18 protein-coding genes are annotated in these 19,693 nt (G+C 40.4%); 11 read left to right on the top strand and 7 right to left on the bottom strand.

Annotation, left to right across the window (positions count from 1 at the left end; translation table 11 throughout):
- Window positions 1–3: 3 nt before the first annotated feature.
- The 5 genes from srlA to Q0O89_RS06255 form a co-directional block, all read right to left on the bottom strand.
- Window positions 4–558: a glucitol/sorbitol-specific PTS transporter subunit IIC gene (srlA, locus tag Q0O89_RS06275; RefSeq protein ID WP_135709430.1), complete on the bottom strand. Its 555-nt coding sequence runs from the start codon at window positions 556–558 to the stop codon at window positions 4–6.
- Between the two features lie 351 nt (window positions 559–909).
- Window positions 910–1,338: a ferric iron uptake transcriptional regulator gene (fur, locus tag Q0O89_RS06270; RefSeq protein ID WP_135709431.1), complete on the bottom strand. Its 429-nt coding sequence runs from the start codon at window positions 1,336–1,338 to the stop codon at window positions 910–912.
- Window positions 1,339–1,348: 10 nt separating this feature from the next.
- Complete coding sequence (fldA, locus tag Q0O89_RS06265) at window positions 1,349–1,873, bottom strand: flavodoxin FldA (protein ID WP_293730868.1); 525 nt, start codon at window positions 1,871–1,873, stop codon at window positions 1,349–1,351.
- 9 nt (window positions 1,874–1,882) lie between these two features.
- The gene (ybfE, locus tag Q0O89_RS06260; RefSeq protein ID WP_135709433.1) at window positions 1,883–2,164 is read right to left on the bottom strand and encodes a LexA regulated protein; all 282 of its coding nucleotides are present in this window, start codon (window positions 2,162–2,164) and stop codon (window positions 1,883–1,885) included.
- A gap of 117 nt (window positions 2,165–2,281) precedes the next feature.
- Window positions 2,282–3,067 (bottom strand): alpha/beta fold hydrolase, encoded by a 786-nt coding sequence (locus tag Q0O89_RS06255; RefSeq protein ID WP_293730867.1) that lies wholly within the window; start codon window positions 3,065–3,067, stop codon window positions 2,282–2,284.
- Between the two features lie 90 nt (window positions 3,068–3,157).
- Between Q0O89_RS06255 and seqA the strand changes: the two genes are divergently transcribed.
- The 9 genes from seqA to dnaX all read left to right on the top strand — a co-directional run bounded on the left by seqA (window position 3,158) and on the right by dnaX (window position 14,939).
- Window positions 3,158–3,805, top strand: a complete 648-nt coding sequence (gene seqA / locus Q0O89_RS06250; RefSeq protein ID WP_293730866.1) for a replication initiation negative regulator SeqA — start codon at window positions 3,158–3,160, stop codon at window positions 3,803–3,805.
- A 1-nt stretch (window position 3,806) separates the two neighbouring features.
- Window positions 3,807–5,228 (top strand): o-succinylbenzoate--CoA ligase, encoded by a 1,422-nt coding sequence (menE, locus tag Q0O89_RS06245; RefSeq protein ID WP_293730864.1) that lies wholly within the window; start codon window positions 3,807–3,809, stop codon window positions 5,226–5,228.
- Between the two features lies 1 nt (window position 5,229).
- On the top strand, window positions 5,230–8,550 hold the full coding sequence (mscK, locus tag Q0O89_RS06240; protein WP_293730863.1) for a mechanosensitive channel MscK: 3,321 nt from the start codon (window positions 5,230–5,232) through the stop codon (window positions 8,548–8,550).
- A gap of 9 nt (window positions 8,551–8,559) precedes the next feature.
- Window positions 8,560–9,642 carry a chorismate synthase gene (aroC, locus tag Q0O89_RS06235; RefSeq protein WP_293730862.1) on the top strand — a complete coding sequence of 361 codons (1,083 nt, stop codon included), beginning with the start codon at window positions 8,560–8,562 and terminating at the stop codon, window positions 9,640–9,642.
- 23 nt (window positions 9,643–9,665) lie between these two features.
- Entirely contained in the window at window positions 9,666–10,505 is an 840-nt protein-coding gene (gene mepA / locus Q0O89_RS06230) for a penicillin-insensitive murein endopeptidase (RefSeq protein ID WP_293730861.1), read from the top strand.
- Window positions 10,506–10,516: 11 nt separating this feature from the next.
- The gene (locus Q0O89_RS06225) at window positions 10,517–11,281 is read left to right on the top strand and encodes a TSUP family transporter (protein ID WP_293730860.1); all 765 of its coding nucleotides are present in this window, start codon (window positions 10,517–10,519) and stop codon (window positions 11,279–11,281) included.
- Window positions 11,281–12,234 carry a lauroyl-Kdo(2)-lipid IV(A) myristoyltransferase gene (gene lpxM / locus Q0O89_RS06220; protein ID WP_293730858.1) on the top strand — a complete coding sequence of 318 codons (954 nt, stop codon included), beginning with the start codon at window positions 11,281–11,283 and terminating at the stop codon, window positions 12,232–12,234. The genes Q0O89_RS06225 and lpxM overlap by 1 nt, the downstream gene beginning before the upstream one ends.
- An 85-nt stretch (window positions 12,235–12,319) precedes the next feature.
- Window positions 12,320–12,862 (top strand): adenine phosphoribosyltransferase, encoded by a 543-nt coding sequence (gene apt, locus Q0O89_RS06215; protein WP_293730857.1) that lies wholly within the window; start codon window positions 12,320–12,322, stop codon window positions 12,860–12,862.
- 25 nt (window positions 12,863–12,887) lie between these two features.
- Window positions 12,888–14,939: a DNA polymerase III subunit gamma/tau gene (dnaX, locus tag Q0O89_RS06210; protein WP_293730856.1), complete on the top strand. Its 2,052-nt coding sequence runs from the start codon at window positions 12,888–12,890 to the stop codon at window positions 14,937–14,939.
- A gap of 24 nt (window positions 14,940–14,963) precedes the next feature.
- On the opposite strand, the gene Q0O89_RS06205 is transcribed toward dnaX, so the two are convergent.
- Complete coding sequence (locus Q0O89_RS06205; protein ID WP_293730855.1) at window positions 14,964–15,320, bottom strand: RidA family protein; 357 nt, start codon at window positions 15,318–15,320, stop codon at window positions 14,964–14,966.
- Window positions 15,321–15,397: 77 nt separating this feature from the next.
- On the opposite strand from Q0O89_RS06205, the gene Q0O89_RS06200 reads away from it, so the two are divergent.
- Window positions 15,398–16,117 carry a YwiC-like family protein gene (locus Q0O89_RS06200; RefSeq protein ID WP_293730854.1) on the top strand — a complete coding sequence of 240 codons (720 nt, stop codon included), beginning with the start codon at window positions 15,398–15,400 and terminating at the stop codon, window positions 16,115–16,117.
- 14 nt (window positions 16,118–16,131) lie between these two features.
- On the opposite strand, the gene Q0O89_RS06195 is transcribed toward Q0O89_RS06200, so the two are convergent.
- Window positions 16,132–16,893 (bottom strand): glycosyltransferase family 2 protein, encoded by a 762-nt coding sequence (locus Q0O89_RS06195; protein ID WP_293730853.1) that lies wholly within the window; start codon window positions 16,891–16,893, stop codon window positions 16,132–16,134.
- 525 nt (window positions 16,894–17,418) lie between these two features.
- Between Q0O89_RS06195 and Q0O89_RS06190 the strand changes: the two genes are divergently transcribed.
- Window positions 17,419–19,693 (top strand): ESPR-type extended signal peptide-containing protein (locus Q0O89_RS06190; protein WP_293730852.1); only part of this gene is annotated, 2,275 nt, incomplete at its 3' end.

Raw genomic sequence — 19,693 nt, 5'->3', positions numbered from 1 at the left:
GAATTATTTACTTAAATTAACAGTTCGATCTAAGGTAATACCCATGCGTTTTTCAAAGAATGCAGTGGTAAAGTCAGTAATCCAACCACGGAAGAAATTGGTCACCATACCCACTAATAGATAGCTCACTGCAAGTGGACCAAGAGGTAAGCCTAAAGTGGTTAGCCCATTTGCAATACCAAGGTAAACAAATAATTCACCTGGATTAATATGTGGGAATAAGCCGTTCATGCTATGGCAGCTATAAGATGCAGCCGCGTAGTAACTTGGTTTGTAATACTCAGGTAAAAAACGACCAAGACTTAATGTCATCGGATTACAAAAAACGAATGTGCCGATAACAGGTAAAATCAAATAACGAGAGATAGGGTTACCCGCACTACGTTGTGCTAGGCGTTCAATACGTTCTTGACCAACAAATTTAATCAAGGCATTCATAACAACGAGAAGTGAGATAAGTAATGGCAAGATCCCCATTATCATTCCGACAAAGGTTTCGCCACCTTTTTGAAACAGTCCAATGAACCATTCCGCGCCATGTGTGATGTATTCCATAATACAACCTCATAAGTTTCAGTTTGAAAGAATTTGTCTCTGATTAATTCATTAATGAATGAGTAATACTTAATCATTGGCGGTAATGGTAATTTAAAATGAGAACAATAACTGTGATATAGATCACAAAATAAGAAAAATATTTCAAAATAAAATATTTTTCTTTTAATTTATTCTTGTGGTTTTGATGTGAGAATAAAATGCGAGAATGGGATTGATGAAGTGACATTGCGGGTAAATGAGCAAGTTAAGTTGTTGAGCGGGGGAATTGAAATCTTTTTTGGGTTTCAAACTAAAAGGACTAAACCTTGCAAAACACAAAATTTAGTCCTTTATTTTTAATCACTATACTGATTATTTATCGCATTTTTCGATATCAGTACATTTACCATATAAGTACAAGCTATGAGTCTCTAATTGAATACCATGCTCTTTACTGATTTCTTTTTGGCGATCTTCGATAACTTTATCGTTGAACTCAAAAACCTTACCGCAATCGATACAAATGATGTGATCATGATGTTCGGTAGGGGCTAATTCAAAAACAGATTTATTGCCTTCAAAATTATGACGCATCAAGATTTTGGCTTCGTCAAATTGATTTAGAACACGATAGACAGTGGCTAAACCAATTTCTTCCCCTTTGCTGAGCAGCAATTTGTACACATCTTCCGCTGAAAAATGTTGCATGTGATTTTCTTGCATCAATGCCAAAATGGTTAGGCGTGGTTCAGTAATCTTTAACCCCGCTTTTTTCAGTAACTTGATGTTTTCTTCTGACATTGCCAGCTCCTTATGCAAGTTCAGCTAAACACATTTCATCGTAAATTTGTTTAACCCAGTTTTCAACACGTGCTGAAGTTAATTCAGGTTGGCGATCTTCATCGATACATAAACCTACGAATGTATTCTCATCATTGAGTGCTTTTGATGCTTCAAAGGTATAGCCTTCTGTTGAAGTTTGACCCACAATGATAGCACCGCGTGCTTCAACGATATCGCGAACGGTTCCCATGGCATCGCAGAAATAATCGGCATAGTCTTCTTGGTCACCGCAACCAAAAATAGCTACTAATTTGTCTGTGAAATCAATGCCTTCTAAAGTAGGGAAGAAATCGTCCCAGTCCGCTTGAGCTTCACCATAATACCAAGTCGGGATGCCGAATAATAAGAAATCGTAGCCTTCGATATCTTCTTTTGTGCTTTTAGCGATGTCACGAATGTCAACTAATTCATTACCTAATTGTTTTTGGATCATTTTCGCGATGTTTTCAGTATTACCTGTATCGCTACCATAAAATAAACCAACGATAGCCATTTTTTTGTCCTATTTTGATTGAATATTTAAATGAGTTTGTAAGATATTTTCAATGAGTTCAGCTCGGCTGAGCCCTTGTCGTATCGCGCGTTCTTCTAATTGCCGAACTAAATGCGTATGTAACTTCAATTCAATCCGCTTTAATCCACAGGCGCGATCACGGCGAAGTTGATTACGCTTATTAATGCGAATTTGTTGTTCTCGACTCAACGGATTTGATTTTGGTCGCCCTACGCGGCGTTCATCAGCAAACAGATCTAATGTAATGCAATCTAAGTCTTGTTTTGCCATATTTCAAATTCATTGATACATTTGCTAATCATTCTTATGGTGAGAATGATTTTCCGATTTAAAAAATTCGCCTGAACTATAGCATAATTCCCTTTTGATTAAAACACTAAACCATGATTAATTTGATTGAAGAAATCTTGTTATCGCGCGAATAACAAGCTCTGGTTTTTCTGCATGAACCCAGTGTTGCGCGCTTTCTATTGTGAAAGAAGTGGCTTTGGGGAATTGGCGAAGAATTTGTGCTGTGTAATCCGTTAAAATGTAATCGGATTGCCCGCCTTTAATAAATAAGGTTGGTTTATCGTAATACAGCGAATTCCAGCCCATAAGATGAGAATAATTTTGCTCAAGTGCGGTTAAATTAAAACGTGTTTTATCTTGTTGTTGTGCATCAAATGCCTTGAGTAAAAATTGGATAGTGGCAGGTTCTTTGATGTATTTTTCTAAAATGGGTTTAGCTTCTTGACGTGTTTGGCAATTGGCTTGTTTTACTGCATAAAGCGCGACAAATTCTTGCGCGTGTTCATTGTGAGAACGCGCAATGTTGTAATCCACCGGTGCAATATCAATAACCACTAACTTATCCACTAAATCAGGGCGCAGTGCGGCGGCGGTCATTGCTGTTTTTCCACCCATGGAATGACCGATAAGAATTGCCTGATGAATGGATAAATGTGTCAGTAATTCAATAAGATCTTGCGCCATAAGGGAATAATTCATTTCATCACAATGAAAACTTTGCCCATGGTTACGAAGATCAACGCGTAAAATAGAGTATTGCTCACTAAATGCACGAGCAATGACACCGAGATTATTTAAATCGCCAAAAAGCCCGTGTAAAAAAACTAAAGTGGGTTTTGATGAGCCTTGTTCTGACGGTTGGAACTGATAATTTAAAGTCATAATATACTGTATTTTTTAATAGCGTTTTTCAAAATATGTGGGTATAATGCGAAAAATCTTGTGGCAGATCAAGTAGAAAAGGGGAATAAAATGAAAATTATTGAAGTGGATGAAGAACTGTATCAATTTATTGCAAGCAAAACTCAATCAATCGGAGAAAGTGCTTCTGATATTTTACGCCGACTTTTAAATTTATCTGCCTCTAGTTTGAATTCAAACTCACTGGATTTACAGTTGTCGCTTTCTGCCTCAGAAAATATTAAACAACCTCAACGTGAGAGTGCAGAAAAAAATGCCATTATTTCCGCCCCAACGTCTGTTTCAACCGAAGTCACAAAATCTACTTCAAAAAAACAGCCGGAGCAGGCGATTCAAAAATTAACAGAAAAAGTACAAAATTTATTGGATTCTGCTTCATTTCAAGAGGAAACCAAAGCGGTAGTGCGATTTTTAAGTATTTTGACCGCGCTTTACCGAACTAATCCGGAAAGTTTTGCCGTGGCAATTGAAAGCGAACAAGTTCAGGGGCGAACTCGAGTCTATTTTGCCCGAGATGAAGCGACATTATTGGCTTCAGGAAATCATACAAAACCGAAACAAATTCCTGATACACCGTATTGGGTGATTACCAACAACAACAGCGGACGCAAAATGATTATGCTTGAAGGTGTGATGCGTGAAATGCACTTGCCGGAAAGTCTAATTGATCATGTTCGTGACTATTTTGTTATAAATTAATATGTTTATTTGGCAACAATACGCGAGAACGCAACCTCATGACATCGCCTTGCGAGATTTTTCGCAGGGCGCTGTTTTTACTTGGGAAGAGCTGAATCAGCTTATTTCAACGCATGCTGTAAAATTGCGTGAAAATGGCGTTGGGTTAACATCGATTATTGCAATTCAAGGTCGAAATCATCTTGATTACATCACTTTCTATTTGGCTGCGCTTTCTTTGGGGATGCGCGTATTGGGGTTAAATCCGGCGTTTTCTCGGGAAAAATCCACCGCACTTTGCCTGGCTAATCAAGTAGAATTGTTGATTGATTTATCTCATGAACAACCTGAATTTGTTCCTTTTTTCTCAGGAGAACGAATCAGTATTCCTGTGATGACCTTTAAGGAGGGGACAAAATCGGATGATGTTGAATTAAATCCGGTCAATATTGCCGTTGAGTATGCGAGAACCTTTACATTGACATCGGGCTCAACGGGATTACCTAAAGCCGTGATTCATGATATTTCTGCTCATCTTGAAAATGCCAAGGGTGTTTGTGAATTGATGGATTTTAATGCTCAAAGTTCATGGTTGTTATCGTTGCCGTTATACCATGTTTCAGGTCAAGGTATTGTGTGGCGTTGGCTATTACAAGGCGCGGAGTTGCATTTACCAAGCCAGAATTTTTATGAGGATTGTTTACAAGCTTCACATCTTTCTTTAGTTCCCACACAGGCATGGCGTTTGCTTGAATTGATTGAACATAAAGATAAAAGTGCGGTAGCGATTCAAGCGATTTTATTGGGTGGAACAGCAATCGCGCCCGAGTTAACACAAAAATTGCTTGCTTGTGGTATTCAGGTTTATGTGGGCTACGGCATGACTGAAATGGCATCCACGGTATTTGCCAAAAAATGTGATGGCAAATTAGGCGTGGGCAAACCTTTGCTCGGGCGAGAATTTAGAATTGTTGATGACGAAATTTGGTTACGTGGCGCAGGTATGGGACGAGGTTATTTTGTCGATGGCAAACGAAAACCTTTTGTTAATGATCAAGGTTGGTTCCAAACAAAAGATTTAGCTGAATGGGACGGAGAGAATTTACTCATTCATGGCCGAAAGGATAATATGTTTATTTCCGGTGGTGAGAATATTCAACCTGAAGAAATTGAAACACTTTTACTTCAACATCATCATGTTAACCAAGTTTATGTCGTCCCAAAAGATGACCAAGAATTTGGTCAGCGTCCGGTTGCATTTGTGGAATTTCTAACGGACTTTAATGAAAGTGCGGTGGAAAATTTACGCATTTGGTTGTCTGGTAAAATAGAGAAATTTAAGCAACCGGTGGCTTATTTCCCGTTGCAAAAACAGGATGGTGGGCAGATTAAAATTTCGCGCCATGAGTTAATACAACAAGTAACACAGTATATAGGTAAATAGAATGCGAACGATATTTTTATTGTTAAGTTTGATTTTTGCTGTCTCAATCACTGCGGTAGCAGCGGATTTACCGTCAGTGAAAACCATCCAAACAGAATTGGATAAAGCAAAAAAAGCAGAGCAAAGTGATTCAAATAAGGCAATAGTCAAGAATTATGAAGACACATTAGCCTTATTGGATTCAATCACCAAGCAAAAAAATGAAACAGATGCACTAAACAAAGCTATTGCGAATGCCCCGGCTCAACTGAAAGCGAGCCAAGAAAATTTGGAGCGTTTAAAAAAACGTGAAAAATCCCCTGAGCAGTTACAGGCTGAGCTAACTAAGTTGGCACTCAATGAGTTACAAGAAAAATTGCTTGAGACACAAGATGCTTTGCTCAAAATACAAGAAAATTTAACCGCACTTAATGGGCAGTTATCCAGTCAAAAAAGCTTACCTGAACGCGTTCAAGCTGCGTTAACGGCTAATGCCACTAGAACACAAGAAATTAATACGGCGTTAACCGCTACAACTTCAACCCCATCGCTAAAAACGAAACTGCAAGTTGAGCTAGAGTATTTGGGGGCGAATAATGCATATAATCAATTAGCCTTGTCTGCTAATGATCAGTTGACTTCGCTTTATGCGAGTCAAGTGGACGAGAAAAATTTGGCGCAAAGTCAAGCACAACAAGAGCTTGCGGCATTACAAACGGTGATTAACAACCAAAAATTAGCAGAAAGTCAAAATCAAGCCAAGCAAGCAACAGAAGTTCAACAGAATGCTGAAACCACAAACCCAAGTATTCAACGAGAATTAGCCTTTAATACGCGTATATCCGAGAGTTTGGTAGAGCAAACCACACAATTAAATGCACTTTCTCAGGATAATCTACGGATTAAAACAGCACTTGATAATTTACAGCAAACTCAGCGTACCATCGAAGAGCAAATTAGCGCATTGCAAGGAACATTGGTACTTTCGCGCATCATTAATAAGCAGAAACAGCTTCTTCCACAAGATGAAATGGTCAAAGGGTTGTCAAAACAGATCTCAGATTTGCGTGTGAAGATTTTTGATGTGACAGAATTTAAGGATAAGCTGACCGATATTGATGCTTATATCACCAATCTTGAAAAATCAGATAAGGTGACTTTTACCACAAAAGAAAAGTCGCAATTGACTTCAATTTTGCAAGAACGTAATAAAATGCTGACTGATTCGGTTAAGATGATGAATGATCAGCTTAATTTAGCTATCAATATCGAGCTTAATCAGCAACAAGTACAAACCATCAGTGATACCCTACAAAGTAAATTGCAGCAACAAAGTTTCTGGGTGAAAAGTAACGATGAAATGAGTTTGAAATGGGTAGAAGATTTGCCAGCTCGTGTTGGTTGGCAAATCCGTATCATTGCGAATCAATTTGATTTTTCAAATTGGCGTGATAATTTACCCTTAGCTATCTTTCTTGTGGGCGGATTACTTGTTCTGACTTGGTTGATTTCGCGCCAAAAAGAAAAGATCAAAAAACGTCTTACTGATATTAACAATCAAATGAAAAGCTTAGAGACAGAAAGCCAGTGGCATACGCCTACGGCGATCTTTTGGACGTTGATTTTAAGCTTGCCGACAACCTTTATTTTCTTAGCGGTATTTATTGTTATTACTTATATCTGCTTTCAAGAACCGACTACTGTATGGCGTTGGGGGCTGCAAATGGCCGGTTACTGGTGGTATTTTGCTTTTATGATGGCGTTGTTACGACCGAACGGCATTGCTTACCGTCATTTTAAAATGCCAAAAGAAAGTAACGAAAATTTCCGCCGAATTTTGAAAAAATCAGGTTGGATTTTGGCGTTAATGTTAAATGCATCTATTTTTACCCATCTAGAATCAGGGGTGGCTTACGATATAATTGGTCAGTTAATGGCAGTGGGGATGCTGTTGTTGATGATTTTTATGGTTACACCTGAAATGCGTAAGGCCATTGAAAAATATCAAGGTGTCGCGAAAAAAAGCAGCTTTATGCTGAGCATATTGCGGATTATTTTGTTATTTGTACCCATTGCCTTAATTATTTTAATTTTGAGTGGTTACTATTACACCGCGTTAGTGTTAATTGAGCATTTCGTCGCCACTTATTTTGCGATTACTACATGGATTATTTTACGTGCTTTGGTTTATCGTGGATTTGAAGTTTCAGCACGTCGCTTAGCCGCAAAACGTTTGCGTGAAAAACGTGAACAATTACAGGCTAAAGTGGAGGCAGAAAAAGACGCAGACAAAGATGAAAGCGCGGTTGAAATTGTTAAAGAATTGCAACATCAAAATGAAAGTTTGACAATCAATGATGTTAAAGCCCAAGTGCTTCGCATGGTGGATTTTGTGCTGTGGATCGGTTTGTTTGTTATGCTATATTGGGTTTGGGCTGATTTGTTAACGGTTGCCTTTTATTTGGATGGCATTACCTTGTGGCAACAAAGTGTGACCACTGATGCCGGCACCACTATGGAAGCGGTGACATTGCTGAACTTACTGATAGCCATTATTATTTTGACCGTTACCGTGGTACTGGTGCGAAATATTGGTGGGGTGTTGGAGGTTCTTGTTTTTTCCAATGTAAAACTTTCACAAGGAACCCCTTATACCATTACAACCTTATTGACTTACGGTATTATTGCGCTCGGCGGTATGTTTGCCTTTGGTTCTTTAGGGATGTCGTGGTCAAAATTGCAGTGGTTATTTGCCGCCCTTTCTGTTGGTTTGGGTTTCGGTATGCAAGAAATCTTTGCAAACTTTGTTTCGGGCATTATTATTTTATTTGAGCGTCCTGTACGTATTGGTGACCAAGTGACCATTGGCGAATTTACAGGGACAATTTCAAAAATTCAGATTCGTGCCACAACTTTGTTGGATTTTGATAAAAAAGAAGTGATTGTGCCAAATAAAGCGTTTGTGACAGAACGCATTGTGAATTGGGCATTAACCAGTTCAATGACGCGTTTAGTGATTCGCGTTGGTGTGGCTTATGGTTCAGATTTAGAATTAACGAAACGTTTGTTGTTACAAGCTGCGGCGGAAAATGAGAAAGTGTTAAAAGATCCTGCGCCGGCCGCTTACTTCTTGACCTTTGGGGCAAGCACACTGGATCATGAATTGCGCGTTTATGTGGGACAAATTTCCGATCGAACACGGACCATTGATGCGCTTAATCGCCGAATTAATGAGTTATTTGCTGAACACAATATTGAAATTGCGTTCAATCAATTAGACGTATTTATTAAAAACACTGTAACCCAAGAAGAATTTAAAGTGGGTTCGGAAAAATTAGCATAAGGATAGAACATGGCAGGAAATAGCATTGGACAACTTTTTCGTGTAACAACTTTTGGTGAATCACATGGAATTGCGTTAGGTTGTATTGTTGACGGTGTGCCGCCTAATATGGCGTTAACAGAAGCGGATATTCAACCTGATTTGGATCGCCGTAAACCCGGCACTTCACAATTTACCACCCCTAGACGTGAAGATGATGAGGTACAGATTTTGTCAGGGGTTTTTGAAGGTAAAACGACAGGTACCAGTATTGGTTTAATCATCAAAAATGCCGATCAGCGTTCGAAAGATTATGGCGATATTATGGATAAATTCCGCCCAGGCCATGCGGACTATACTTATCAACAAAAATATGGCATTCGTGATTATCGCGGTGGTGGTCGTTCGTCTGCTCGTGAAACGGCTATGCGTGTTGCGGCAGGGGCGATTGCGAAAAAATATTTACGCGAACAATTTGGTATTGAGGTGCGCGGGTATTTGAGCCAAATCGGTCATGTCAAAATCGATCCACAAACAGTGGCAGATGTCACGAAAATTGATTGGGGACAAGTGGCGAACAACCCATTCTTTTGTCCGGATCCTAGTGCGGTGGAAAAATTTGATGATTTAATTCGCGCATTGAAAAAAGAAGGGAATTCTATTGGCGCAAAATTAACCGTAGTGGCGGAGAATGTGCCTGTCGGTTTAGGTGAACCTGTTTTCGATCGCTTAGATGCGGATCTGGCTCATGCCTTAATGGGCATTAATGCGGTAAAAGCGGTGGAAATTGGTGATGGTTTTGATGTGGTCGCCCAAAAAGGGACTGAACATCGTGATGAAATGACACCTGAGGGATTTCTCTCAAATCATGCCGGGGGAATTTTGGGTGGTATTAGTAATGGTCAACCTATTATTGCGACCATTGCCTTAAAACCCACTTCAAGTATTACGATTCCGGGGCGTACAGTGAACCTCAACAACGAACCGGTAGAGTTAATTACAAAAGGTCGTCATGATCCTTGTGTGGGTATTCGTGCAGTGCCTATTGCAGAAGCGATGGTTGCTATCGTATTGTTAGATCATCTATTGCGATTTAAAGCGCAATGTAAATAGATCCTAAAACTGACAAGAAGAATATGATGAAAAGTTTAAGTGCGGTTGTTTTTTTTACTCTTTTTATGTCTCAGCCTGTTATCGCTGCCCCGGCAGATTGGCAGGCAATTCGTTCTCCTATAGCCAGTCAAAATGGTGAAGCAGAACCTATCGGTTCCTATAGTAATGGGTGTATTTTAAGTGCAGAAGCTATGCCGGCAAAAGGTGAGGGCTATCAGGTTATTCGTATGAATAAAAATCGTTATTATGGTCATCCTGATGTAATTAATTATTTAAAACGCTTAGGCAAAAAAGTCAAAGAAGCCGGTATGCCTAGTATGTTAATTGGTGATATCTCTATGCCGGCCGGTGGGCGATTTTTAACGGGGCATGCGAGTCATCAAATGGGATTGGATGTTGATATTTGGTTGCGCATGGGGGAAATGTCGGCAGTAGATGCTGAAAACTCAGACGGCAAAGGGTTGCTTGTAGTCAATCGTGCAACGCAACGCGTGGATGAAAAAATTTGGAATAGCCACCATTTCAATTTAATAAAATTAGCCGCACAAGATCCGCAAGTAACACGTATTTTTGTGAATCCGGCTATTAAATTGAAACTTTGTCAAACAGAACAAGCAGATCGTCATTGGTTACGCAAAATTCGACCATGGTGGGGGCATGATAGTCATTTTCATGTACGCTTAGAATGTCCTGAGGGGGCCTCTTACTGTGAATCTCAAGATCCTGTCCCCATGGGGGATGGTTGTGGTGACGAGTTGTATTCTTGGTTTGAACCTAAAGCACCAAGTACCACGGTGAAGAAAACACCTGCACCAGAACATTTTATGTGCCAACAAGTCATTTCATCACAAAAAAATAAATAAAGGACAGCACAATGGAAATCAGTGTTGAATTGATCTTAATATTATTTGCCGTAGCTGCCGTGGCCGGCTTTATTGATGCCTTAGCAGGTGGCGGTGGCTTAATTACCATTCCTGCACTATTGATGACAGGTATGCCCCCAGCCATGGCGTTAGGGACAAATAAATTACAGGCTTGCGGCGGATCTTTTTCAGCAAGTTTATATTTTATTCGCCAAAAAGCAGTCGATCTGCGCCAAATGTGGTTTGTTTTGCTTTGTACCTTTATTGGTGCGGTGATTGGTACGGTGCTCATTCAAATGGTCGATAGCACGTTGATTAAAAAAGCCATTCCGTTTTTAGTTCTGGCAATCGGTTTGTATTTTTTATTCACGCCGCAATTGGGTGATGAAGATCGGCGTCAACGTTTGAGCTTAGTGCTATTTGCGGTAACGGCAGCATTTACTATAGGGTTTTATGATGGCTTTTTTGGTCCGGGGACAGGCTCGATTTTAAGTTTAGTGTTTATCACCTTGTTAGGTTTTAATTTAACCAAAGCCACAGCTCATGCTAAGGTACTGAATTTTACCTCAAATATTGCCTCTTTGATTTGTTTTTTAATTGGTGGGCAAATTATGTGGACGGTTGGGCTGGCTATGTTATGTGGACAGGTACTTGGCGCGCATTTCGGTGCTAAAATGGTATTAAGTAAAGGTAAAACATTGATCCGTCCAATGGTGGTCATGATGTCATTTTTAATGACAGCAAAAATGGCATACGAACAAGGTTGGTTTCATTAATGTCTGAAGAAAGAAGTAAACGTTATACATGGCAAGTGGGGTATGAACCTCGTTTTTTATGGTCTTTTTTACGCCCTAAGTTTTGGGGAATTTGGCTTGCTGTCGGACTTTTAATTATTTTTGCCTTTATCCCATTTCGCCTTAGAGATGCTATGGCTGCTACAATTGGTCGGTTAATCGCTAAGCGTCAATCGCGTTCTCGCCGTCGTGCTGAAATTAACTTACGCGAATGTTTTCCTCATTGGTCAGAAGAAAAACGCGAACAAACGATTGTGGAAATGTACCAATGTGCCGCGCAGGTCTTGTTGGGATTTGGTGAAATTGCGGTGCGTTCTAAAAAACGCTTACAAAGTCGTAGTGAATTTATTGGTATTGAACATATTCAGCAGGCAAAAGCCACTGGGATAAATATTATTTTAATGGTGCCACATGGCTGGGCAATTGATGCTTCGGGGATCATTTTGCATACGCACGGTATGCCAATGACCTCAATGTTTAACCCACAACGCGATCCTTTAATTGACTGGTTATGGACAGCGGTACGGGAACGCTTCGGTGGCAAAATGCACGCACGTCAAAATGGTATTAAACCCTTTATTTCGATGGTGAGAAGTGGCGATATGGGATATTACTTGCCCGATGAAGATTTTGGTGAAGAAGCCAGTGAATTTGTGGATTTTTTTGCTACTTACAAAGCGACTTTACCCGGGTTAAATAAGTTGGCGAAACTATCGAAAGCCGTGGTGATTCCTATGTTCCCACGCTATAACGCCGAACGTGGAAAATATGAAATGGAAATTCATCCGCCAATGGCTTTACCGGATGATCCTGTATTATCCGCACGTGCAATGAATACAGAAATAGAAAGTTTTGTTACGCCGGATCCGAAACAATATGTTTGGATTTTACAGCTCTTAAAAACCCGTAAAAACGGGGAAGATATTTATCGCTAATTGTGATAAGATTCAAGCCTAATTAACCAAGGTTAAAATCGCTTTAAAAAAAGCGCTAATTCTGACCTCACTTTGACTTTTAATTATGAATAAACAATTAGAACTGATTAAAAATTCCATTAAATCTATCCCGAATTATCCAAAAGAAGGGATTTTATTCCGTGATATCACGAGCCTGACTGAAGTACCTGAAGCCTTTTGTGCCACGGTGAATTTAATTGCAGAGCAATTTAAAAATCAAGGTATTACTAAAATTATTGGAACTGAGTCTCGTGGATTTATTTTCGGTGCGCCTGTCGCGGTTGCGCTTGGTTTACCTTTTATTCTTGTGCGTAAACCCGGCAAACTACCTCGCGAAGTGATTTCTCAGGAATATCAACTCGAATATGGCGAAGATAAATTAGAAATTCATGCAGATGCGATTTCAGCAGGCGATAATGTACTCATTATTGATGATTTATTAGCAACAGGGGGCACAGTAGAAGCTTGTATTAAGCTGGTTAGTCGTTTGGGCGGTAACGTTAAGCATGCTGCATTTGTCATCAGTTTGCCTGATTTAGGTGGTGAAGAACGTTTACGTCAATTAGGCGTAGAGCCTTTCACATTAGTGGATTTTGACGGCCACTAATCCTTTTGAATAGGAAAAATTAAGCGTGAGTTATCAAGTTTTAGCTAGAAAATGGCGACCAAAAACCTTTAGCGATGTTGTCGGACAGGCGCATATCCTGACCGCGTTGGCGAATAGTCTAAAGGAAAACCGTTTGCATCACGCTTATTTATTTTCAGGCACCCGTGGCGTAGGAAAAACCTCCATTGCGCGTTTATTTGCGAAAGGGCTAAATTGTGTACATGGCGTAACCGCAGAGCCTTGTGGCGAATGTGAGCATTGTAAAGCCATTGAAGAAGGGCATTTTATCGATCTGATCGAAATTGATGCCGCTTCGCGTACAAAAGTCGAAGACACACGCGAATTATTAGATAACGTGCAATACAAGCCGGTACAAGGGCGTTATAAGGTTTATTTGATTGACGAAGTCCATATGCTGTCTCGTCACTCTTTCAATGCGCTATTAAAAACCTTGGAAGAGCCGCCTGAATACGTCAAGTTTTTATTGGCAACCACGGATCCACAAAAATTACCGATTACCATCTTATCTCGCTGCATGCAGTTCCATTTGAAGGCGTTAGATACCAAATCGATCAGCCATCATTTGGCGCATATTCTTGAACAAGAAAAAATTCCCTTTGAATTGACCGCACTTGATAAATTAGCCAAAGCCGCACAAGGCAGTATCCGCGATAGTTTAAGCTTAACGGATCAGGCAATTGCCATGTCAAATGCGAATATCACCCTTGATATTGTGAACACCATGTTAGGCTTGTTGGACGAAAATCAGTCCATTGAGATCTTGTATGCGTTACAACAAGGGAATGGCGATAAATTGATGCAGCTTGTGCAAGCCGTAGCAGAAAAAGGGGCAAATTGGGATGAATTATTGGTGGAATTGGGGGAACAATTACATCAAATCGCCATGCTCCAATTGTTGCCTAATCGTATTGATGAAGACAGTCAACTGGGATTTTTGGCCCGCCATATTGCGCCGGAAGATGTGCAATTCTTCTATCAAACTATGGTGACAGGGCGTAAAGAACTGGCATTTGCGCCGAACCCGCGCGTTGGGGCAGAGATGACCTTATTGCGTGCCTTAGCCTTTCATCCCAAATTAATCTCATCAACACTTTCTACCCAAGCGTCAGAAAGTGCGGTGCAAAAAACAGAAAAAGTGGTTCAAATGCCTGTGTATTCGCAGGTGATTAGCTCGCAATATAAAGCGCAGCAACAACCGACTGCTCAGCCTGCTCAGGGCTTTGAGATGCCAGCCACAACCACACCCACAACCACATCGCCAACTTCGACAGCTGCCTTAAATGCCATGGATCAAATTGAGCGTTTACGTGCAAGTCTCGGGCAATCGACATCCAGCGAAAAAAAAAACACTAATCTCAGTGAAAACAACGGCTTAAAAGAATTACCCATTATTGTAGCGCGTCCCAAAAATAAAGGCAAAACGGATTTAATTGAACGTTTGGCAACCCTAACAACCACATCACCAACGGAAACCCCAGCGACAGAAACCGAAAACTCAGACAATGCGGATGATGAAGAGAGCAGTGCGAATGACGAAAGTTATCAATGGGAATGGCGCAATCCGGAATTAGCTAATACGGAAATCGGTATTCGCCCATCGGATATTAAACAAGCGATTTTGCAGGAAAAAACGCCGGAGTTAATTGAAAAAGTCATTCAACTTTCTACGGAACGCGATGAATGGGCAAAAACCATTGAAGCCTTAGATTTAGACAATTTGAAGTTAGTCAAACAAGTGGTACTAAATTCCGTGTTATTAAATAAAGATACACAGCATATCAAATTAGGGCTGCGTTCAAATCAACAGCATTTAATTCGCGAAAAATCACTGGAAGTTCTACAGCAAAAACTCAGTGAGTTTTATCAAACAGACATCACCATTGATATTGAGCTTAATGATGACGAAAACCTATTTACCCCTTTAGATCATCGCCGTCAGATTTATCAAGAATTAAGCGAACAGGCGCGTTTAGATTTACAAAAAGATAAACAATTAAAACTGCTACAGCAGGCGTTTGATGCCAAGTTAGATATGGCAAGTATTCGGCCGGTGTAAGTAGGGCATATATGCCCTTTACATTTATTCCACAGCCGCCGTAATTACGATTTCCACTTTCCATTCAGGCAACGCAAGTTTCGCTTCGACACAAGCGCGACAAGGGGCATTTTCCTTGTCCACCCACGCATCCCAAGCGCGGTTCATTTCCGCATAATCCGCCATATCTGCAAGAAAAATTTGCGCATTTAAGATATTGGCTTTGCTTGAACCTACCTCAGCCAATAATTGATCGATTAAATTTAACACATCTTGTGTTTGCTCAAATGCTGTGCCATTTGGTGTGTTCTCCGGTACTTGACCGGCAAAATATGCCACACCTTGATGAAGTGCTACTTCACAATAACGTCCGCTGACATGAAAACGTTGAATATTTGCCATTTTTACCTCCTAATAATTGACTAATTTGATCGAGTAAATACAATGAAACAACCTCATATAAAAAGCATTTTTTTACGATGAAACTCCTTATCTCAAATCAACACGGCGCGATTGTAATGGCATTACTGCCCTTTTGCTATGGCACATTATTAGGCAACCCTACTTGGCCCCACCTTTTTTTATTATTGGCTTGGTTTTCGCTCTATTTAATGAGCTATCCATTGCTTAATCTCTTTAAGCCACAAGTTAAAGATAAACAAGAATATCGCCGCTGGACAGTGATTTACGCCGGCTCAAGTGCGGTCTTTTCTCTCCCTGTTTTATGGATTAATTGGCATATCGTCTTTTTCGGTCTCGCCATGTTACCTTTTATGGCAATCAGTATTTACTACACAAAAACCAAAAATGAACGCGCCATATTAAATGATTTAGCCGGAATTGGCATTTTTGCCTTAGCCGGCATGGCGGCGTATTATTTCTCAATGTATCGCTTTGATCATCTCATTTGGCAAGTCGCCTTTTACCCAACGCTCTTTTTTATCGGCGTCACCCTTTATGTCAAATCCATGTTACGCGAACGAAAAAATCCCCATTATTATTGGGGATCGGTCATTTTTCATGGCGCATGCATAGGCATGTTTATCTTATGGCAGAATGAAGCTTTGTCATGGGTATTTGTTCCCCCTTTACTCCGCGCCCTATTTTTGCCCCACTTCAAATTATCGGTAAAACAAGTAGGACTAATCGAATTTGTCACATCCGCTCTATTTTTGCTGACATTACTTTGGGCAACGTGATGAATAAACAGCTCCTAAAGTTTCCCATTATCTTTATTTAAATAGTAGAGTTTGACATATTTGGTCATCGTATAAAAATAATGATTAACAGATAAAATCCAGCCTAATTTGCCATCTAAAAAGCCTTTATTAATAAAATAAACCTTAATAAACGCCCATAATGGACGCAATAGAATATCTTTGACAAAAGAACATTGCTTCCCTTGGTCTTGGCTTTTTAATGCCGCCAAATTAGTATAATTATTAAATTTATTAAAATATTGATTCCAATTATCATAAGTATAATGGTACATCACCTGTTTTAATTTTTGATTTTCATAAGGGGTAACAATGGTAGGGTGAACAAAGCCTGTAACATAGGAACCCTTAGCCGGAAATAAACGGTTTACATAATCAGGACGCAAAACACCATGGGTAGCCTTATTATGATGAAATTTATTTTCTCTCCGGATCCAATAGGCTTTCTCTTCCCCCTTTTCAACCATCGCCACAATTTCTTCTGCTAATGGGGCAGAAATTCGTTCATCGGCATCAAGAAACAAAACCCATTTATGGGTGGCTTGTTCAATAGCAAAGGTTTGTTGACCGCCCCAATCCCCATTCATACTACGCTGAATAACACGCGCGCCTAAACGCTCTGCAATTTCTTTGGTTTTATCTGTACTGAAATCATCAATAACAATAATTTCATCGGCAAACAACACAGTTTGAATACAATCTTCAATATTTTGTTCTTCATTTTTAGCTAAAATTAAAACCGATATTTTCCCCATCATTTCATCCTCATATTTAGTCTCTTTCAAACACAACAAACAGGCCCCAATTCTAACAGATTATCTTGAAACACGCCTAGGTTATTTACACCACAGTGCAAAACATGATGGCAACATCCCTAAAATTTGCTGATTTTTGCCCCTTAAAAAACACAATTAAAATCAATAGGTTAATTGATAGGTTGTTGGGGGGGGGTAAAATAGTCAAAACCTATCAATAACGAATTTATTCCGAGTTTTGTCAAGACAGTGTAAAGATGACAAAAGCGGAGTGATAGCAAAAAAATGCTTAACCCCTTTAAATTACTAGTATTTATCGGTTTTTGTTATCAAACTAATGGCTATTTTTTATCAATTTTATCTTTACATTTCTTTACATTTCTCAAAATTCTCTCTTTTTTCATCGTATGGGCTGGTTTGTCCAGCTTCCTCTTTTGTGGTATTTTTACGCGTCGACATATATAGCTATGCCTATTATGCATATGCAGTTAAGTTTTTAATAAATAAAGAATATAAAAAGGCTTGTTCATGAACAAAATATTTAAAATTATATTTAATCGCACGACCAATCGTCTTGAAGTGGTCTCTGAATTAGCAAAATCTAAGGGAAAAATCTCTTCTTCAACAGATCAACGCAGTGAAGTTGTTGGGTCTGTTTCATCAAAAATTTTCAACTTTAACCATATAACAAACTCCCTAATTTTAAGTTTAGGTTTATTTACTTCAGATATAGCATTAGCGACATACTTAGGAACCGGAGCAAAAGATAATAACGACTGGACGAACGTTGCCATTGGTGATGAGGCTAACGCCCTAAACTTTGGGGGAACCACATCAGGGTATAATGGTTCTGGCAACGTTGTTATTGGTTATAAGGCAAAAACCGTTAATGGTGGCGCTTTGCCGGGTAGTGCTCAAGGTCTGGGGAATGGTAGCCACGCAGTTATTCTTGGTGCAGAAGCACAAGGGGTAGAAGGTGCGGTTGCAATTGGTTATAAAACCAATGTAGAACGCTTATATGGTGTAGGTATTGGTCGTGCAGCTAAAGCTGGTGGCGAATATTCAGTTGCTATTGGTTCAAATGAAGAAGCGAACAATACAGAAGCTCTTGGCACGGCGTCCTTAGCAATGGGTAGAGAAGCCAAAGCTCGTGGCTACGCTTCTGTTGCTTTTGGATTTTCTTCCCAAGCAAATCAAACTTCAGCACTTGCAATGATGTATGCCTCTCAAGCAAACGGAATTGCAGCAACTGCTATTGGTCGCCAAGCCATTGCAAATAGTAAACACGCAACGGCACTGGGTGGTGGAGCCAATGCATTAGGTCTAAGATCCATTGCTTTAGGTACAAGCAAAGATGCTGATGATAGTTATTCTAAGGTCGGTGCACAAGCAAAAGATGAAGACACAATTGCAATCGGTACGAGCAGCCAAGCTATCGGAAATAATGCAACAGCAATCGGTCGTGAGGCTAAAACCAATGGCGTAAATGCCACAGCATTAGGAACAGGCTCAAATGCCAGTGCAACAAATGCCACCGCAATTGGCGGAGGGGTAACCAATAAAACTGATGCTATCGCAATTGGTGCCGGTGCAACCATTAATGGCGAAGGCGGACAAGGCGCAGTCGCTATCGGTAACGCTTCAATCGTAAGTGCTGATTACGGTGTTGCGCTTGGCTCAGATGCTCAATCAGCTGGCTATTCTGTGGCGGTAGGTAAAAGCTCACGCGCAACTAAAACCGGCACATCTGCATTCGGCGAAAATGCCAACGCTACAGGCGAACGCGCAACGGCATTAGGTAACAACGCTCAAGCGACTGCCGACACCAGCGTTGCTTTAGGTAACCACTCTGTTGCCAACGTTGCCGCACGCGTAACAGGCTGGAAGCAAGATAACGCTGCAACAAGCTATTCCAATTTAACAGGTAATATTTTAACCTCAACCGCAGGTGCCGTTTCCGTTGGTAATGGCACAACAATCACACGTCAAATTACGAGTGTCGCCGCCGGTACTAACGACACAGACGCTGTAAACGTCGCTCAACTACGCTCATTAACCCTTGGTGTAAGTGGCAACAATAACGCTCGTGGCAACGTTACCCTTTCTAACGAAATCCTTGAAATTGTCGGCGCCAACGGCATTACGACTAGCGTAACTGATACTAATGGTAAAACGACTGTAACTATCACCGGAAGCGGTGGTGCAGCCAGCGTAGGCAATTTTATTTGGAGTGCGGACAATAAAAACGGTAATAATTATGTGACCAAAAGCAAGCCAATGTCTTCTGATGTCAACTTCTCCGTATACACCACAAAAACAGATGGAAGCAACGACCAAATCACCTTGGGCAGTGGCGATAGCGCACAAGTTTATAAAGGTGATAACCTAAGCGCATTTACCACTGATCGAGGTATTTTCATCGGCTTAAAAGAAAACGCCACATTTAAATCCATCAATATCACCGATGGCCCGACCCTCAATGCTAGCGGTATCAATATGAACGGTGACAAAATCACCAACGTTGGCCCAGGCACAGCGGATACTGACGCCGTGAACGTGTCGCAATTAAAAAATTTGGCGTGGAAACTAAAAGAGGGAAGTGAAGCCCCCAATGCAGGCTTCAGTGTAGGTAACGGCACAACGGTTTCACTCAACGACACCGATACCATCGATGTTACTCGTACCGATGGTAATGTCAAATTTGACGCAAAAACCACCGCACTTTCAGTAACCAACACAGGCAATATTTCAGCCACAACCGGCGGCGCATTAACCAACGGCACACAAGTGGCTAATGCTATCA

Source organism: uncultured Actinobacillus sp., from assembly GCF_945915845.1.
GTDB lineage: Bacteria > Pseudomonadota > Gammaproteobacteria > Enterobacterales > Pasteurellaceae > Exercitatus.
Note: the sequence above shows the minus strand (reverse complement) of the source record. Positions and strands in the feature narration are given on the sequence as shown.

Bases quoted from the DNA above. Each gene is read 5' to 3' on its own strand.
- Q0O89_RS06255 (WP_293730867.1), bottom strand. From the start codon at position 3,067: ATGACTTTAAATTATCAGTTCCAACCGTCAGAACAAGGCTCATCAAAA.
- Q0O89_RS06200 (WP_293730854.1), top strand. From the start codon at position 15,398: ATGAAACTCCTTATCTCAAATCAACACGGCGCGATTGTAATGGCATTA.
- ybfE (WP_135709433.1), bottom strand. From the start codon at position 2,164: ATGGCAAAACAAGACTTAGATTGCATTACATTAGATCTGTTTGCTGAT.
- mepA (WP_293730861.1), top strand. From the start codon at position 9,666: ATGATGAAAAGTTTAAGTGCGGTTGTTTTTTTTACTCTTTTTATGTCT.
- Q0O89_RS06225 (WP_293730860.1), top strand. From the start codon at position 10,517: ATGGAAATCAGTGTTGAATTGATCTTAATATTATTTGCCGTAGCTGCC.
- apt (WP_293730857.1), top strand. From the start codon at position 12,320: ATGAATAAACAATTAGAACTGATTAAAAATTCCATTAAATCTATCCCG.
- Q0O89_RS06195 (WP_293730853.1), bottom strand. From the start codon at position 16,893: ATGATGGGGAAAATATCGGTTTTAATTTTAGCTAAAAATGAAGAACAA.
- mscK (WP_293730863.1), top strand. From the start codon at position 5,230: ATGCGAACGATATTTTTATTGTTAAGTTTGATTTTTGCTGTCTCAATC.
- fldA (WP_293730868.1), bottom strand. From the start codon at position 1,873: ATGGCTATCGTTGGTTTATTTTATGGTAGCGATACAGGTAATACTGAA.
- aroC (WP_293730862.1), top strand. From the start codon at position 8,560: ATGGCAGGAAATAGCATTGGACAACTTTTTCGTGTAACAACTTTTGGT.
- Q0O89_RS06205 (WP_293730855.1), bottom strand. From the start codon at position 15,320: ATGGCAAATATTCAACGTTTTCATGTCAGCGGACGTTATTGTGAAGTA.
- seqA (WP_293730866.1), top strand. From the start codon at position 3,158: ATGAAAATTATTGAAGTGGATGAAGAACTGTATCAATTTATTGCAAGC.
- lpxM (WP_293730858.1), top strand. From the start codon at position 11,281: ATGTCTGAAGAAAGAAGTAAACGTTATACATGGCAAGTGGGGTATGAA.
- menE (WP_293730864.1), top strand. From the start codon at position 3,807: ATGTTTATTTGGCAACAATACGCGAGAACGCAACCTCATGACATCGCC.
- fur (WP_135709431.1), bottom strand. From the start codon at position 1,338: ATGTCAGAAGAAAACATCAAGTTACTGAAAAAAGCGGGGTTAAAGATT.